Origin of the sequence: Burkholderia sp. Ed8, from assembly GCF_040761425.1 — a bacterium.
In the GTDB taxonomy this organism is placed as follows: domain Bacteria; phylum Pseudomonadota; class Gammaproteobacteria; order Burkholderiales; family Burkholderiaceae; genus Burkholderia; species Burkholderia seminalis.
The window spans coordinates 3150952-3166036 of the sequence record NZ_CP142886.1 but is presented as its reverse complement, the minus strand read 5'-3'; the positions used below and the strand labels follow the sequence as shown (position 1 = coordinate 3166036).

Genomic DNA, 15085 nt, shown 5'->3' with positions numbered 1-15085 from the left:
GATTGAAATGTCCGCTTTCGTGCCGCGTAAGCTGTCCGGCCGCCGGGTGTCCGGCGCCGGAGGCTGCGATGGCTGCAACGGAGCGGATCACGATGACGATGCGCGAGCTGGACCGATTCAAGGTCATTCAGGACGTGGCGGATGGCAAGCTCAAGCCGTGGCGTGCAGCGGAACGGCCGGAATTGACGACCCGGCAGATTCGCCGGCTGGTCGCCCGGCTATGAGAACACGGGCCTCGTGATCGATCGCGATCACACGCGGTTTTTTTGCTCGGCACGACGAGCAAAGTACGACGACCGCGAGATGGCCTTGTGCAGCAGCGCCTGCGCTTCGAAACGTTCCCCGTGAAGGAGGCGCCGAGTGCAACGGAAAACGAGACCCCCGATCCGCGCGCGCTTCGGCGTGCTGACCGGCAAGAACGGCCGCGGTGCGTCGACGACGCACGAAGTCGAAGTGGCGATGTTGTCGTTGAGCAGGTTCTCGTCGTGCGCGATCGGCGAGAAATTGCCGATCTCGTTCGAGACCGTGCGTGCGCATAAAAAGCATCGCTACGCAAAGCTCGGTGTCGGGTCGCAATCCGCGCTCCTTGCGTTGTTCGACGATCCGGCAAGAGCGGGTGAATCCGCATGATTCACCGCGTGTCGTGGCGCCCCGGAAGCCTGCAAGCGCCCTCCTTCAAGCTCCCCAACGGGTATCCAGGTCGAGCCGCAGATCAGTCACGAATGCGCGCCCCGGCTGGCGTGACAGCGTGAAGCCGACGGAACGCGCAAGGCGTCTCATCGCACTGTTCTCGGTCAGCATCGTGCCGACCATCTGCCGCATGCCCGAGCGCCGCGCCAGATCGATCAGGCTCGACAGCAGCACACGGCCGAGCCCTTGCCGCTGCCATACGTCGTCGATCACGATCGCGCATTCGACGACCTCGGTTGCTTCGTCGTCCGTCGCATAACGCGCAACGCCGATCAACCGCTCGCGGCCGCCGGCGCGGATCGTCGCAATCACCGCGCCTTCCCGCCGGCGATCGATGCGGGTCCATCGGATCAACTCGTCTTCGGTCGGCTTGCGCGCGGACATCAACCGCATGTAGCGGCTGCGGCTCGACAGACGGTCGACCAGCTCGCGTTCGATGTCGAGATCGCCGGGCTCGATCGCGCGCAGGAGGATCGGCGTTCCGTCCTTCGCGCCCCAGATGCGCCGAATGCCGAGCACCGGCGCGTCCTGCCCGGCCGTGACGCAGGCCGCCCGTTCGGGCGCCATCGTATCCATCATGCCCTCCGCCTTTTCCCGCGGGTCGGGCGTGTCGCGACCGGATCGCCGCGTACCCTGCCCTGACCTTGTGCATCGATTATCGGAACGGCCGCCCGCCCGATCGATGCCTGGCGGAAGACTTCACAGTTGGCCGCGCGGAAACAATGGGCCGGCAACGCGAAACCGGTTCGCCATGTGCCGGGTGTCATCGCCGTCACTGGCGCGGCAACTACCACTACTGCCAGTACCTCCGCTGTCCGTGCCCCCTTAACCTTGTCGGCATCGCTGGCGCGCCGTCGCAGGCCGCGCCGCTTCGACCGGAGACACGACAGATGCCATTTGACTGGACGCAGGAACAGCACGCGACGCTGGCGCGCTTTCGCGACATCGGCGCGGAGATCGCCGCGGCCGCGGCGCACGACGGCCGCGCGCCCGCCGGATTCGACGAAGCCGGCTGGGCGCGGCTCGGGCACGAGGGACTGTGGGACATGATCGTGCCGGAGACATACGGCGGCGACGGTCACGGCTGGTGGCATTTTTCCGCGGCGCTCGAAGGGCTTGCATCGTCGATCCGCCGCCCGGCGCTGCTGCTGTCGGTGATCGCGCAGGCCGGCATGGTGCGCGCACTCGAGCGATACGGCACGGCGACGCAGCAGGACCGCTATTTCGGCGCGATCCTGCGCGGCGAACTGAGTGCGACCGCGATCGCCGAACCGGGCACCGGCACCGACGTGCGCAGCATCGCGACGACGCTCGCCGAGCACGGCGACGGCTACCGCCTGACCGGCAGCAAATTCAATATCGCGCACGCGCCGCTCGCGCGTTTCATCCTCGTCGTCACGCGCATCGAAACGCCGGGCCGGCGCAACACCGCGCTCGTGATCGTCGATCGCGACCAGCCGGGCATGACGGTGGCCGCGCCCGACCGCAAGCTCGGCCTCGACGACCTGCCCACCGGCGCGCTGCATTTCGACGATTGCCCGATCACGCGCGGCCAGCTGCTCGGCGAACCGGGCGCGGGGCTCGGCAACCTGATCGACATCATCTCGCTCGGCCGGCTCTACTACGGCCTCGTCGCCGCCCAGGTGACGGCGCCGTACCTGCGCGATGCGATCGGCTACTGCCGCGAACGACGCAGCTTCGACAGCACGATCGATGCACACCAGTACGTGCAGCGCCGCCTCGTCGACCTGCAGATCGGCATCGAGCGCGGCACGTGGCTCGCGCGCGGCGCACTCGCGCAGTTGCTGACGGATCACCCGCAGGCGCTGATGACCTGCTCGATCGCGAAGCTGGTCGGCGCGCAGGATCTCGTCGACAGCGCGCTCGGCCTCGTGCGGCTGTACGGCAGCCTCGGCTACCAGGCCGGGCCGGTGGCCGCGTTCGCGTCGGACGCGCTGGGCTTCATGAGCGTCGGCGGTACCGAGGAAATGCATCGCAAGAACATCTTCAACCAGATGATGCGCGCCGGCTGACGGCCCGCGCCATCGCCCCGCGTACCACGCGACCTACAGGAAACCACGCATGACACCGACGAACCGACGCCCTTCCCGCCTGCGCCGCTCCTGGCTCTTTCTCGCCGGCGCCGATCACGATGCGCTCGTTGACGGCACCGCGAGCGGTGCGGACGTGCTGATCCAGGAACTCGAAACCTTCACGCCGCCCGACCGGCGCCCGGCCGCGCGCGAACTGAGCGAGCGCGTGCTCGCGGGCTGGCGCGATGCCGGCGCGCTGGCGTCCGTGCGCGTGAACCCGCTCGACGCGGGCGGCATCGACGACCTGCGCGCCGCGATGCGCGGCCGTCCGGACATCGTGATGATGTCGTACGTCGCGACGCCCGAGCAGGTCGTCGCGCTCGACGACGCCGTCACGCGCTTTGAACGCGAATACGACATCGCACCCGGTTCGACCGAGCTGGTGCCGAACGTCGAGACGACGCTCGGCCTCGTGAACACGATGGCGATCGCGCGGTCGAGCCCGCGCGTGTCGGCGGTGCTCGTCGCGACCGAGGACATGGTGGCCGACATGGGGGCCGAGCGCACGCGTGCGGGCCGCGAGCTCGACTACGTGCGCTCGCGTTTTCGCGTCGAATGCGCGGCCGTCGGCGTCACCGCGATCGATTGTCCGTACAGCTATGCCGACAACGAAGGCGCGGAACTCGACATGCGCGTGTCGCGCGGCCTCGGGTACCAGGCGAAAGCGATCGTCAACGCGCAGTTCGTGCCGGTCGTCAATCGCGTGCTGACGCCGACGGCCGACGAAGTCGCCCTCGCCCGCCGCGTGATCGACGCGTTCGACACCGCGCGGCGCGCGTCCGGCGGCCGGCGCGTGGCGGCCGCCGTCGTCGACGGTTTCCTCGCGGAAGTCCCCGACTATCTCGCCGCGCATCGGCTGATCGCCCGCGCGACGCAATTCGGCATCGCATGAGTGTCGCCATGGATACGATCGCAACGCGCCTGAAGGCGCTGAAAACCCTCGCGCATGCCGCGCCGCACGTACCGCCCGAAAACTGGGCGGACACGCCGCACGCGCAGTTCGAACGCTGGCTCGACGAAGCCGTGACCGCCGGCGCACTGGAGCCGCAGGTGATGACGCTGTCGACGGCCCACCCGGACGGACGACCCGATGCACGCTCCGTCGTGCTGCTCAACGTCGACGCGCGCGGCTGGCATTTCGCGGCGAATGCGCGCAGCCCCAAGGGGCGCCAGCTCGCGAACCGGCCGTACGCGGCGATGACGTTCTACTGGCCCGCGATCGCGAGCCAGATCCGGCTGAGCGGCCCGGTCGAGCGGCTGCCGGCCGCCGAAGGCCGCGCCGATTTCGCGGGCCGCCCCGAACGATCGCGCGCGAGCATCCTGGCCGGACGGCAAAGCGAACGGCTCGACGATCCGGCCGACCTGACGCGCGCGATCGACGCGCAGCTCGAGCGGCTGGCCGCCGATCCGGCGCTCGTGTCGGACGACTGGCACCTGTACACGCTGGCGCCCGACGAAGCCGAATTCTGGCGGGCCGACAGTGCGCGCCGCTTCGCGCGGCAGGCTTACCGGCGTGCCGGCCAGCATTGGGAGCGGTGCGCGCTATGGCCGTGAAGTCCGTCGAACCGCCGTCGCCGCCGCGCGACGGCCCGCATGACCGCCTGCAAGACGACACGCGGCTCGTGCACGCGGGCCGCGACAGCGCCGCATGGCACGGTTTCGTCAACCCGCCCGTCTACCATGCGTCGACCGTGCTCAGCCCGACGGTGTCGGATCTGCTGAACCGCACGCAGCCGTATATCTACGGCCGCCGCGGCACGCCGACGACGGATGCGCTCGAACGCGCGGTGACGAGCCTCGAAGGCGGCGCCGGTACGGTGCTGTGCCCGTCGGGCCTGTCCGCGTGCACGCTCGCGCTGCTGTCGTGCCTGAAGCCCGGCGATCACCTGCTGATGACCGCATCGGTCTACGGCCCGGTGCGTCATGCGTGCGAAGGCGTACTCGCGCGACTCGGCGTCGAGACGACGTGGTACGACGGCAGCACGCCGGTCGCGGCCGCGTTCCGGTCGAACACGCGTGCGCTGTACGTCGAGGTGCCCGGCTCCTACACGTTCGACATGCACGACGTCCCCGCACTCGTGCGGCTCGCCCATGCGCACGGCGCACGGGTCATCGCGGACAACAGCTGGGCCACGCCGCTCTTCTTGCAGCCGCATGCGCTCGGTATCGACCTGTCGATCCAGGCGGGCACCAAATATCTGGTCGGGCACTCGGACGCCATGCTCGGCACGGTGTCGGCCAACGAACGCGCATGGCCGGCGTTGAAGCAACTGCATGGCGATCTCGGCCTGTGCGCCGGCCCCGACGACGTGTATCTCGCGCTGCGCGGACTGCGCACGCTCGGCGTGCGGCTGCGGCAGCATCAGCGCAACGCGCTCGCGGTCGCGACCTGGCTCTCGACGCGCGCCGAGGTGCAGCGCGTGCTGTATCCGGCGCTGCCCGGCGACGACGGGCACGCACTGTGGCGACGCGATTTCCGTGGCGCGTCCGGGTTGTTCTCGGTCGTGCTGCAACCGGCGCCGCCGCACGCGATCGACGCGTTTCTCGACCACCTGGCGCTGTTCGGGCTCGGCTATTCGTGGGGCGGCTACGAGAGCCTCGCGCTCCCGTTCGAACTGGACGCGCACGGCCTCGCGCAACGCTGGCCGCTCGGCAGCCGCGGCGTGCGCCTGCACATCGGACTCGAGGATCCGGACGACCTGATCGCGGATCTTGCCGCCGGTCTCGACCGCTATGCGGCATGCGCGCGATCCGCTGCCCGCGAGGATGCCGCGCGATGCTGACCGTCTGGGGGCGCCGCACGTCGTTCAACGTGCAGAAGGTGCTGTGGCTCATCGGCGAGCTGGGCCTGCCGTATCGGCATATCGCGGCCGGCGGCGAACACGGCACGCTGCAGACGCCCGCGTTCGCGGCGCTGAATCCGACCTGCCGGATCCCGGTGATCGACTGGGACGGCGACGTCGTGTGGGAGTCGCACACGATCCTGCGCTATCTCGCCGCGCGCGTGCCGAACAATCCGTTCTGGTGCCGCGACACGTACGCGCGTTCGCGCGCGGAGCGCTGGATGGACTGGTCGCAGACCGCGCTCGAACCCGACGTGATGACCGGGCTGTTCTGGGCACTCGTGCGAACGCCGCCGGAGCGGCGCGACGACGCGATCGTGCTCGACAAGGCCGCGCGCAGCGCGACGCATTACCGGCTGCTCGACCGGCTGCTGTCGACCCAGCCGTTTCTCGGCGGTGCGACGCCGGGCCTGGCCGACATTCCGGCCGGCGCGACGCTGTTCCGCTACTTCTCGCTCGACGTCGAGCGGCCGCCGTTGCCGCACGTCGAGGCCTGGTACGCCCGCCTGTGCCGACGGCCTGCCTACCGCGAACAGGTGATGGTGTCGTTCGACGCGCTGCGCGGCCAGCCGGGCTGACCTTCTATCCGACCACACGACATGACGCACTCCGCACTTCGTCCGATCCTGATCGTACTGCATCGCGAACAGTCGAGCCCCGGCCGGATCGGGCGGCTGCTGGCCGCGCGCGGCCATCCGCTCGACATCCGCCGCCCGCCGCTCGGCGACCCGCTGCCGGCGACGCTTGCCGGGCATGCGGGCGCCGTGGTGTTCGGCGGCCCGATGAGCGCCAACGACGGCGATCGCTGGATCCGCGACGAGATCGACTGGATCGGCGTGCCGCTGCGCGAGTCGGCACCGTTTCTCGGCGTTTGCCTCGGCGCGCAGATGATGATCCGTCATCTGGGCGGCCGCGTGACGGCGCACCGCGACGGGCGCGCGGAAATCGGCTACTGGCCGATCGCCGCGACGCACGCCGGCCGGCGACTCGGTTCATGGCCGTCGCACGTGTACCAGTGGCATCGCGAGGGTTTCGAGCGCGTTGCCGGGCTCGATATCCTCGCGACCGGCGAGCACTTCGAGAACGAGGCCGTGCGCTACGGGCCGCACGCGTACGGCGTCCAGTTCCATCCGGAAGTCAGCTTTCCGATGATGCGGCGCTGGAGCACCGCCGCCGCGCACAAGCTGGCGGCGCCCGGCGCGCAGGATCTCGCGACGCAGGCGAGCGAAGGCCGGCGGCACGACCGCGCGACGGCTGCGTGGCTCAGCGCGTTTCTCGACCGCTGGCTCGACGATGCGCCGGCATCAGGTCGGCACCGTCACGTCGGAGATACTGATCAGCCCCCACTCGACCGCGCGCAGCACGGCTTCATGCCGACGTGACACGTTGAACTTGCGGCGGATGTTCATGAAGTGGAAATTGATGCACGACTCGGTCACGTTCAGGATGTGGCCGATTTCCCACGACGTCTTGCCGGCCGCATGCCAGCGCAGGCACTCGACTTCCCGCCGGCTCAGCCGCGGCACGCTGTCGGGCGGTGCGTGGCACGGCGTGCCGGCGATCGCTTCGCACGCGACGTCGCGCAGCAGCGTCAGCGCCGCCAGGTGACGGTCGCAGCGCTCGCGCGTGGCGGCAAGATCGTCCGCGCTCGCGCACGACAGCATGCCGACCTCCCCTTTCGCGCCGCGCACGGGCAGCACGACGCCGCTGCGCATGCCGTACGCGGCCGCCGCTTCGTAGCACGGCCGCTGCCCGGGCTGCGCGAACAGCGCGTCGTCCCATACGAGCGGCAGTGCCGAACGGAAGCAATGACGCAGCATCGGGTCGACGCGGTCGAACTGGCGCTGCCGGTACAGCGCCGTCCAGCCCGGCACGCCGCTGCTCCACTTGCGCGCGAGATCGAACGACGCGCCGGTAAACGGCAACACGATCAGCACGACCTTGTCGAATCCCATTCCGGCGGCCGCGTCGGTCATCCGCTGCCATGACGCGTCCGTGTCGCCGGGTACCAACCATTTCAGACAATCCAGTCCTTTCATACAAGCCACCCCGTTTATTAGTTGGAATCTGCAGTCAGGCGGACTTGCGCAACCGGTTCGAGGCGTTGCGCGCGAACGGGCCGCGCTAGAGCGCCTCGGTCAGACGTCGCCGACCCGCGTGCTTCGCATCGTCGAGCGAAGCCGTCACGTCGAACGGAATCCCGAACGCCTTTTCGATGCCGGACGCGTTCGCGATGGCCGCTTCGCGCTCGGTCGGGTCCGGTTCGACCGACACGAGCGCGCGGCAGACCGCGGCAAGCGCGGCACGGTTCTGCTTGAGCCACATGCCGCGTTCCTTGCGGTCGTCGTGCGGCTCGTCCGGGCGGGCCGGCGGAAAGATCATGACAAACGGCTCGCCGTGCCGCATCAGCGCGTGCATGTCGTCGAGCCAGCGCTGCGCGTAGCCGCCGGATGCGATCGCGTCGTTGCGCACAACGACGAGCGGAAATTCCGTGACGTCGAACACGGCGAGCGTCGCCAGTTCGGGCGGCGTGTTTCCAGCGTGAGAGGTAGGCATCGGGTCAATCTCCATCGAATTGAACAGCATGGGTCGGAACGGGCCGCGCAGCGCCCGCTTCATCGTTTCGCGGCCGCGCCGGGGCCGAACGGCGGGCGGGCGAGCCACACCACCGCGATCACGGCGAGATACACGCAGCCGAGCGCGAACGACACGTCGTTGAACGAAATCTGGTACGCCTGCGCGTCGACCAGGTTGCCGAGCAGCGTCGCCGCGCGTTGTGGATCGCCGCCGCCGAGCCGTGCGACTTCGGCACGCACGGCCGGATCGAAACCGCTCAGGTGTTCGCTGAGCTGCGCGTGATGCAGGATGGCGCGCCGGTCCCACAGGAACGACGTGATCGACACCGCGAAGCTCGCGCCGAGCGTGCGCAGGAACGTCGACAGGCCGGAGCCCGCGGCGATTTCGTCCGGCTTCAGGTCGGACAGCAGGATGCTGTTGATCGGCATGATGAACAGCGCGAGGCCGAGGCCCTGCAGCAGCTGGATCAGCGCGATGTGCGTGAAGTCGATGTCGGGCACGAAGCCCGCGCGCAGGAACGACGACGTGCCGAGGATCGCGAACGCGCAGCACACGAGCACGCGCATGTTGAAGCGCGGCGCGTACTTGCCCATGAACGGCGTCATCAGCACGGGGATCACGCCCATCGGCGCGACCGCCAGCCCGGCCCAGAACGCCGTGTAGCCGAGCGTGCGCTGCAGCCACTGCGGCACGATCACGTTGACCGCGAAGAAGGCCGAGTACGCGAGCACGAGCGTCAGCGTGCCGGCCGCGAAGTTGCGATGCGCGAACAACCGCAGGTTCACGATCGGATTCGGTTCGTTGAGCTCCCAGATCAGGAACAGCGCGATCCCGAACGCGGCGACCACCGACATCACGACGATGAACGTCGAGTTGAACCAGTCGGCCTCGTTGCCCTTGTCGAGCACGATCTGCAGCGCGCCGACGCCGACGATGAGCGCGGCCAGCCCGACGTAGTCGACGCGCGCGGCGACCGTCGTCTCGACGCGCGCCCGCATCTGCGCGAACACGCACATCGCGGCGAACACACCGATCGGCAGATTGATCAGGAACGCCCAGCGCCACGAGTAATGTTCCGTCACCCAGCCGCCGAACACGGGGCCCGCGATCGGCGCGACGACGGTGACCATCGCGATCATCGACAGCGCGAAGCCGCGCCGCTGCGGCGGGTAGATCGACAACATCAGCGCTTGCGTGGTCGGAATCATCGGCCCGGCCACGAGGCCCTGCAGCGCGCGGAACGCGACGAGCTGCGGCAGATTCTGCGCGAGGCCGCACAGGAGCGATGCGAACGTAAACGCCAGCGTCGCCCATACGAACAGCCTCACCTGGCCGACGCGCTTGACGAGAAACCCGGTCAGCGGCAGCGCGATCGCATTGCTGACCGAGAACGTCGTGACGACCCAGGCGCTCTGCGTCGTGCTCACGCCGAAGTTGCCGGCGATGGTCGGCAGCGACACGTTCGCGACGGTGCCGTCGAGCACCTGCATGAAGACCGCGAGCGCGAGGCCGAACGTCGTCAGCGCGACGCTCGACGGACGAAAACCGGCATCGGCGGCCGGCATCGGGCCGCTCATTGCGCACGCTCCGTGCGTACCGCCGCCGGCAGGTTCGCGTGCACGACGTCGGCGATCAGGCTGTCGGCGCGCGCGAGTTCGTCGCGGTACACGTCGGTGCGGAACACCGGCGAACGCTGCTCGCGGCGCGACAGCATCGCGCCGCTGCGGTCGTGCTGGTCGACGCGCGCGTGCATCGACAGGCCGATGCGCAACGGATGCGCGTCGAGCTGCGCCGGATCCGTCAGTTCGATGCGCACCGGCAGCCGCTGGACGATCTTGATCCAGTTGCCGGTCGCGTTCTGCGCGGGCAGCAGCGAGAATGCGCTGCCGGTGCCGACGCCGAGGCTCTGCACGCGGCCCGTGTAGCGCACCGCGTCGCCGTACAGGTCGGCCGTCAGCTCGACCGGTTGCCCGATCCGCATGTGTTCGAGCTGCTTCTCGGTGAAGTTCGCGTCGACCCACAGCTCGCGCAGCGGCACGACCGCAAGCAACGGCACGCCGGGCGACACGCGCTGCCCGACCTGTACCGTGCGTTTCGCGACATAGCCGGTGACGGGCGCGACGATATCGGTGCGCGCGCGGGCGAGATACGCGGCGCGCAGCCGCGAGGCCGCGGCCTGGACATCGGGATGCGACGCGACCGCGGTATCGTCGACGAGCGCCTTGCTCGTCTGGTGCTGTTCGCTCAACGTGGCGAGCGCGCTTTGCGCGGCGGCATATGCGCTTTGCGCGGACGTCAGCGTGTCGAGCGCGTGCGCAAGCTCCTCGCGCGAGATCGCGCCGGAGCGGCCGAGGTCCTCGCGGCGCCGGTAATCGGCCTTCGCCTTGTCGAGCGCGGTACGTCGCGCGTCGAGGTCGGCGCGTGCGCCGTCGATGCTGTTCGCGAGCCCGCGTTCATTGCTGTACAGGCCGCGCACCTTGCGGACCGTGGCCGCGAGATCGGCCTGCGCAGCCGCGAGCGCGATCTGCGCGTCGCTCGCGTCGAGACGGACGAGCGGCGTGCCGGCGCGCACGAGGTTGCCGTCGTCCGCGTCGATCGACACGACGGTGCCCGTTACCTGCGGCGTCAGCTCGACGACGTTGCCTTGCGCGTAGGCGTTGTCGGTGGCTTCGTACCAGCGGCCGACGAGCGCGTACCAGATGCCCCAGCCGACGATGCCGAACGCGAACACCCCGACGAGCGCGCGCACGAGGTGCTTGCGTCGCGCGGGCGGCGGCGTCGCCGGTGCGGCGCCGCCCGGCGACGGTTGCGCGCGGGCGTCCGGTGCGCCCGGCGCGCGCGGCGCACCGGTGTGGTCGGCCGCGGGTTGCTGGCGGGCACTGGCGGAATCGGCGACTGCCGGTCGCGCGGGAGTCTGCAAGGTGTTGTCGCTGCTCATGGTTCGATGTCAAGGACGGTGGGAAGGAGTGGCGGCGAGCGCGACGTCGTCCGGCTCGGCGCGAAAGCCGCCGCCGAGCGCCGCGACGAGCTGCAGCGACTGGTCCGCGCGCTGGGCGCGCAGCGCGGCGACCTCGCGGCTCGCGATCAGCAGCTGCTGGCGCACGACGAGCGCATCGAGATAGCTGCCGACGCCGGCCCGGTAGCGCGCGTCCGCGAGCCGCCATGCATCGGCGGCGGAGTCGAACGCACGTTGCTGCGCATCGGCCTGCTGGGCGAGTGAACGCAGCCGGTGCAGATCGTCCGCCACCTCGCCGATCGCGCCGATCAGCGTTTTGTTGTAGCCGGCGACCGCGAGGTCGTATTGCGCGTCGCGCTTGCGCAGCACACCGCGCCGTTCGCCGCCGTCGAAGATCGGCAGGCTCACGGCCGGGTTGACGTTGTAGGTGCGCGAGGCGGCCTGGAACAGCGATGCGCCGCCGCGCGTCGCGAGCCCGATCAGCGCGGTGAGACTGACGTCGGGCAGGAAATCCGCGCGGGCGGCCGCGACGTTGCGGCTCGCGGCCTCCACGCGCCAGCGCGCGGCGACGAGGTCGGCGCGCCGGCCGAGCAGCGCGGCCGGCAGGTCGGCCGGCACCGCGAGCGCGGCGGTCGGCAGCGGCGCGGGCCGCGCGAGCGCGAGGCCGCGATCGGGGCCGGCGCCGAGCAGGATCGCGAGCGCGATGCGCGCGCTGTCGATCGCCTGCGCCGCGCGGGCCTGCTCGCGCGTCGCCGCCGCGACTTCGCTTTCCGCCTGGCGCTGCTGCGCGACGTTGTCGATGCCTTTCGTGACGCGCTGGCGCGTCAGCGACAGCGCTTCGTCGGCGCGGTCGAATTCGGCCTGCGCGAGATCCTGCTGATCGAACGCATAGGCAAGATTCACGTAGGCGCGCGCGACGTTGACGGACAGCAGCACGCGCGCGGCCTGCGCATCGATCCGCGCCGCACGCGCTTCGCCGAGCGCGGCTTCCCACGTCGCCCGGCGGCCGCCCCACAGATCGAGATCCCAGCTCAGGCCGAGATTGATCTCGCGTGTGTGGCTGAAGACACCGCCGCCCTGGTCCGTCGAAAACTGCGTGCCGGACGTGCGTTCGCCCTTCGCGCTCGCGCGGCCGACGAGGTGCGGCAGTCGCGCGGCCTGCGCTTCGATCACCAGCGCCTGCGCCTCGCGCGCACGCGCATCGGCGGTCGCGAGATCGGGATTGCCGGCCAGCGCTTCGTCGATCAATGCATCCAGCTGCGCATCGTGCAACGCAAGCCACCAGTCGGCGGCCGGCCAGTCGGCGATCGGCGCATGCGCGAGGCTGCGCGACGCGGCGAGCGTATCGGCGCCGCGCAGCGTGCCGGCGGGCGCGAGCCCGTCGCGGCTCGCGCAGGCGCCGAGCAGGGCGAGCGCCACGGCAACGGCCGTTCGCGACAGGACGCGCAGCGCGACGGCATCGCGTGGCGAGGGAGCAAGTGCTGCATGCATCGCATTCCTCTGCTTCGATTGGGTTTGAACACGACACGCATTGTTGGACGCTCCCGGGCAAAGCTGATAATGTTGTTTAGACAAAAAATAATGAATTCCGGCCATGCCCATCCGAGAAGCTTCTCCCTCCCCTGCCATGCCACGCGCCGACGCCGATCCGAGCGAACGCGCGGACGGCCCGTCGCTGATCGCCGTCTGGGGCGAGGACGACGGCAGCAACGCGTATCAGCTCGGCACGCGCGAGGTCGACTGGCACAGCCATCTGCGCGGCCAGGTGTTCTGCGTGGAAAGCGGTTTCGCGCACGTGCGCACGCCGCACGGTTCGTGGCTGCTGCCGCCGCATCGCGCGGGCTGGATTCCGCCGGGCGAGCAGCACAAGGTCAGCATCAGCGGTGCGTTGAGCGGCTGGAGCGTCGTGATCGCGCCGGCCGCGAGCCGCCGGATGCCGGATCAACCGTGCGTGATCGCGATCACCGACCTGATGCGCGCGCTCGTGCGGCGCGCGGTGTCGTGGGCCGACCAGGACCGGCTCGACATCGAACAGGCGCGCATCAGCGTCGTGCTGCTCGACGAGATGCGGCGCGCGCCGCACGAACCGCTGCACTTGCCGATGCCGCACGACCGGCGGTTGCTGCGCATCGCGAACGCGATCCTCGGGCAGCCGCACGACAGCCGCACGCTCGACGCGTGGGCCGAATGGGCCGGGTTGTCCGCCCGGACGCTGAGCCGGCTGTTCGTCGCGGAAACCGGCACGAGCTTCGCGCAGTGGCGGCAGCAGGCGCGGCTCACGCACGCGCTCGAACGGCTGGCGAACGGCGACAGCGTCGCCAACATCGCCGACGCGCTCGGCTATGCGACGCCGAGCAATTTCATCGCGATGTTCCGCCGCGCGTTCGGCGATTCGCCCGCGCACTACTTCGCGAAGCGCAAGCAGCCGTAACGCGGCGCGGAATCGCACGACGCCCTATCACCCCTGCCAGTACTGCGCGCACGGCGACGTCGCTATAGTCGCCGTGCGACCGGCCGGTCGGTCGCTCAATGTGACCTGTGGAGGATGTCGATGTCGAATGCAGTCGGATCGGACAACACGCCGATCGTCTCCGAGCAGCAGCTCGCCGATCATCTGGCCGCCGGCTGCAAGCCGGCCGCGCGGTTCCGGATCGGCACCGAGCACGAGAAGTTCGTCGTGGCCCGCGCGACGCACGCGGCCGCGCGTTACGAGGGATCGTCCGGCATTGCCGCGGTGCTCGAGCGGCTGCGCGGCGACGGAACGCCGATCGTCGATGCCGGCCAGGTCGTCGGCGTGATCCAGCGCGACGGCGCGGCGATCTCGCTCGAGCCGGCCGGCCAGCTCGAACTGTCGGGCGCGCCGCTCGATACGCTGCACGACACGCACGCCGAACTGCATGCGCACCTCGCCGCGGCCCGCGCGGCATGCGATCCGCTCGGCCTGCGCTGCGTGCCGCTCGGTTTTCACCCTCACCTGTCGCGCGAAGCGCTGCCGTGGATGCCGAAGCAGCGCTACGGGATCATGCGGCGCTACATGCCGCGCGTCGGCACGCGCGGGCTCGACATGATGCAGCGCACCTGCACCGTGCAGGTCAACCTCGATTTCGCGTCGGAAAGCGACATGGCGCGCAAGATGCGCGTGTCGCTCGCGCTGCAGCCGGTCGCGACCGCGCTGTTCGCGAATTCGCCGTTTCGCGACGGCCGCCCGTCGGGCCTGCTGTCGACGCGTGCGCACACGTGGCTCGACACCGACGAGGATCGCTGCGGCGCGCCGGCCCTGTTCCTGTCGCGCAGCTTCGGCTTCGAGCGCTACGTGAGCTGGCTGCTCGACAACGTGCCGATGTATTTCGTGCGGCGCGGCGATCGTTATGCGGAGGCGACCGGGCACACGTTCCGCGACTTCATGCGGCGGCGCATTCCGCATCTCGAAGGCGAGACGCCGACACTGGGGGATTTCGCGGACCACCTGACGACGGTGTTTACCGAGGTCCGGCTCAAGCGCTATCTCGAGATGCGCGGCGCCGATGCCGGCTCGCCCGACATGATGGTCGCGTTGTCCGCGTTCTGGACCGGCCTGCTGTACGATCCGGCCGCGCTGTCGGAGGCCGAGACGCTGGCGGCCGGGATCGACCGCGGCACGCTGCTCACGCTGCGTCGCGACGTGCCGCGTACCGGGCTCGACACGCGCGTCGACGGTCGTTCATTGCGCGCGCTGGCGGCCGACGCGCTTGCGATCGCGCATCGCGGCCTGCGTGCGCGGGCGCGCCGGGACGCGGCCGGCCACGACGAATCGAGGTATCTCGCCCCGCTCGACGCGATCGTCGCCGGCGCGCCGACCCAGGCCGAGCACTGGCTGGCCCGCTATCGCGACGCATGGGCCGGCGACGCGACGCGGATTCATGACGAAGCCGCCGTCTGAGCGCAGC

General features: G+C 70.0%; 14 protein-coding genes and 2 pseudogenes. 10 read left to right on the top strand and 6 right to left on the bottom strand.

The genetic code is table 11. The annotated features are described in order from the left end of the window. Positions 1 to 68: 68 nt before the first annotated feature. Positions 69 to 221: pseudogene (locus VXM69_RS28440) on the top strand (ISNCY family transposase); the annotation flags it as partial. 13 nt (positions 222 to 234) lie between these two features. Then, positions 235 to 630: pseudogene (locus VXM69_RS28435) on the top strand (LuxR C-terminal-related transcriptional regulator); the annotation flags it as partial. Positions 631 to 675: 45 nt separating this feature from the next. Here the strand turns inward: VXM69_RS28435 and VXM69_RS28430 are convergent. Continuing rightward, positions 676 to 1269, bottom strand: coding sequence for an N-acetyltransferase family protein (locus tag VXM69_RS28430; protein ID WP_367189603.1), 594 nt, complete (start codon positions 1267 to 1269; stop codon positions 676 to 678). 311 nt (positions 1270 to 1580) lie between these two features. Here VXM69_RS28430 and VXM69_RS28425 point away from each other — a divergent pair, with 311 nt between their 5' ends. From VXM69_RS28425 to VXM69_RS28400, 6 genes are read left to right on the top strand one after another with little or no spacing between them, the layout of a single operon-like run. Further along, positions 1581 to 2723 carry an acyl-CoA dehydrogenase family protein gene (locus tag VXM69_RS28425; protein WP_034186853.1) on the top strand — a complete coding sequence of 381 codons (1143 nt, stop codon included), beginning with the start codon at positions 1581 to 1583 and terminating at the stop codon, positions 2721 to 2723. A 49-nt stretch (positions 2724 to 2772) separates the two neighbouring features. Next, on the top strand, positions 2773 to 3675 hold the full coding sequence (locus tag VXM69_RS28420; protein WP_034186854.1) for a CoA ester lyase: 903 nt from the start codon (positions 2773 to 2775) through the stop codon (positions 3673 to 3675). Positions 3676 to 3683: 8 nt separating this feature from the next. Continuing rightward, positions 3684 to 4337, top strand: coding sequence for a pyridoxal 5'-phosphate synthase (locus VXM69_RS28415; protein ID WP_226254402.1), 654 nt, complete (start codon positions 3684 to 3686; stop codon positions 4335 to 4337). Next, positions 4328 to 5566, top strand: a complete 1239-nt coding sequence (gene metC / locus VXM69_RS28410; protein ID WP_226254400.1) for a cystathionine beta-lyase — start codon at positions 4328 to 4330, stop codon at positions 5564 to 5566. The genes VXM69_RS28415 and metC overlap by 10 nt, the downstream gene beginning before the upstream one ends. Then, entirely contained in the window at positions 5560 to 6204 is a 645-nt protein-coding gene (locus VXM69_RS28405) for a glutathione S-transferase family protein (RefSeq protein WP_034187012.1), read from the top strand. Before metC ends, VXM69_RS28405 begins: the two co-directional genes overlap by 7 nt. A gap of 21 nt (positions 6205 to 6225) precedes the next feature. Continuing rightward, a complete protein-coding gene (locus tag VXM69_RS28400) occupies positions 6226 to 7008 on the top strand; it encodes a glutamine amidotransferase (RefSeq protein WP_367189602.1) in 783 nt (260 codons plus the stop codon). On the opposite strand, the gene VXM69_RS28395 is transcribed toward VXM69_RS28400, so the two are convergent. From VXM69_RS28395 to VXM69_RS28375, 5 genes are all read right to left on the bottom strand, one after another. After that, positions 6931 to 7665 (bottom strand): autoinducer binding domain-containing protein, encoded by a 735-nt coding sequence (locus VXM69_RS28395; RefSeq protein WP_059557651.1) that lies wholly within the window; start codon positions 7663 to 7665, stop codon positions 6931 to 6933. The two genes, VXM69_RS28400 and VXM69_RS28395, sit on opposite strands and share 78 nt — an antisense overlap. Positions 7666 to 7750: 85 nt before the next feature. After that, entirely contained in the window at positions 7751 to 8182 is a 432-nt protein-coding gene (locus VXM69_RS28390) for a hypothetical protein (protein WP_049034540.1), read from the bottom strand. A 59-nt stretch (positions 8183 to 8241) separates the two neighbouring features. Next, positions 8242 to 9780, bottom strand: coding sequence for a DHA2 family efflux MFS transporter permease subunit (locus VXM69_RS28385; RefSeq protein ID WP_069706256.1), 1539 nt, complete (start codon positions 9778 to 9780; stop codon positions 8242 to 8244). Next, positions 9777 to 11141, bottom strand: coding sequence for an HlyD family efflux transporter periplasmic adaptor subunit (locus VXM69_RS28380; protein ID WP_083286592.1), 1365 nt, complete (start codon positions 11139 to 11141; stop codon positions 9777 to 9779). Before VXM69_RS28380 ends, VXM69_RS28385 begins: the two co-directional genes overlap by 4 nt. Positions 11142 to 11150: 9 nt before the next feature. Further along, entirely contained in the window at positions 11151 to 12650 is a 1500-nt protein-coding gene (locus VXM69_RS28375; protein ID WP_367189601.1) for an efflux transporter outer membrane subunit, read from the bottom strand. A 103-nt stretch (positions 12651 to 12753) separates the two neighbouring features. Here VXM69_RS28375 and VXM69_RS28370 point away from each other — a divergent pair, with 103 nt between their 5' ends. Then, the gene (locus VXM69_RS28370; RefSeq protein ID WP_034186858.1) at positions 12754 to 13590 is read left to right on the top strand and encodes a helix-turn-helix domain-containing protein; all 837 of its coding nucleotides are present in this window, start codon (positions 12754 to 12756) and stop codon (positions 13588 to 13590) included. Positions 13591 to 13710: 120 nt separating this feature from the next. Beyond that, positions 13711 to 15078, top strand: coding sequence for a glutamate--cysteine ligase (locus VXM69_RS28365; protein WP_059557851.1), 1368 nt, complete (start codon positions 13711 to 13713; stop codon positions 15076 to 15078). Positions 15079 to 15085: the final 7 nt, after the last annotated feature.

What these genes read in the sequence shown, in the direction of transcription:
- VXM69_RS28430 (WP_367189603.1), bottom strand. Translation starts at nt 1,269, where the DNA reads ATGATGGATACGATGGCGCCCGAACGGGCGGCCTGCGTCACGGCCGGG.
- VXM69_RS28425 (WP_034186853.1), top strand. Translation starts at nt 1,581, where the DNA reads ATGCCATTTGACTGGACGCAGGAACAGCACGCGACGCTGGCGCGCTTT.
- VXM69_RS28420 (WP_034186854.1), top strand. Translation starts at nt 2,773, where the DNA reads ATGACACCGACGAACCGACGCCCTTCCCGCCTGCGCCGCTCCTGGCTC.
- VXM69_RS28415 (WP_226254402.1), top strand. Translation starts at nt 3,684, where the DNA reads ATGGATACGATCGCAACGCGCCTGAAGGCGCTGAAAACCCTCGCGCAT.
- metC (WP_226254400.1), top strand. Translation starts at nt 4,328, where the DNA reads ATGGCCGTGAAGTCCGTCGAACCGCCGTCGCCGCCGCGCGACGGCCCG.
- VXM69_RS28405 (WP_034187012.1), top strand. Translation starts at nt 5,560, where the DNA reads ATGCTGACCGTCTGGGGGCGCCGCACGTCGTTCAACGTGCAGAAGGTG.
- VXM69_RS28400 (WP_367189602.1), top strand. Translation starts at nt 6,226, where the DNA reads ATGACGCACTCCGCACTTCGTCCGATCCTGATCGTACTGCATCGCGAA.
- VXM69_RS28395 (WP_059557651.1), bottom strand. Translation starts at nt 7,665, where the DNA reads ATGAAAGGACTGGATTGTCTGAAATGGTTGGTACCCGGCGACACGGAC.
- VXM69_RS28390 (WP_049034540.1), bottom strand. Translation starts at nt 8,182, where the DNA reads ATGCCTACCTCTCACGCTGGAAACACGCCGCCCGAACTGGCGACGCTC.
- VXM69_RS28385 (WP_069706256.1), bottom strand. Translation starts at nt 9,780, where the DNA reads ATGAGCGGCCCGATGCCGGCCGCCGATGCCGGTTTTCGTCCGTCGAGC.
- VXM69_RS28380 (WP_083286592.1), bottom strand. Translation starts at nt 11,141, where the DNA reads ATGAGCAGCGACAACACCTTGCAGACTCCCGCGCGACCGGCAGTCGCC.
- VXM69_RS28375 (WP_367189601.1), bottom strand. Translation starts at nt 12,650, where the DNA reads ATGCATGCAGCACTTGCTCCCTCGCCACGCGATGCCGTCGCGCTGCGC.
- VXM69_RS28370 (WP_034186858.1), top strand. Translation starts at nt 12,754, where the DNA reads ATGCCCATCCGAGAAGCTTCTCCCTCCCCTGCCATGCCACGCGCCGAC.
- VXM69_RS28365 (WP_059557851.1), top strand. Translation starts at nt 13,711, where the DNA reads ATGTCGAATGCAGTCGGATCGGACAACACGCCGATCGTCTCCGAGCAG.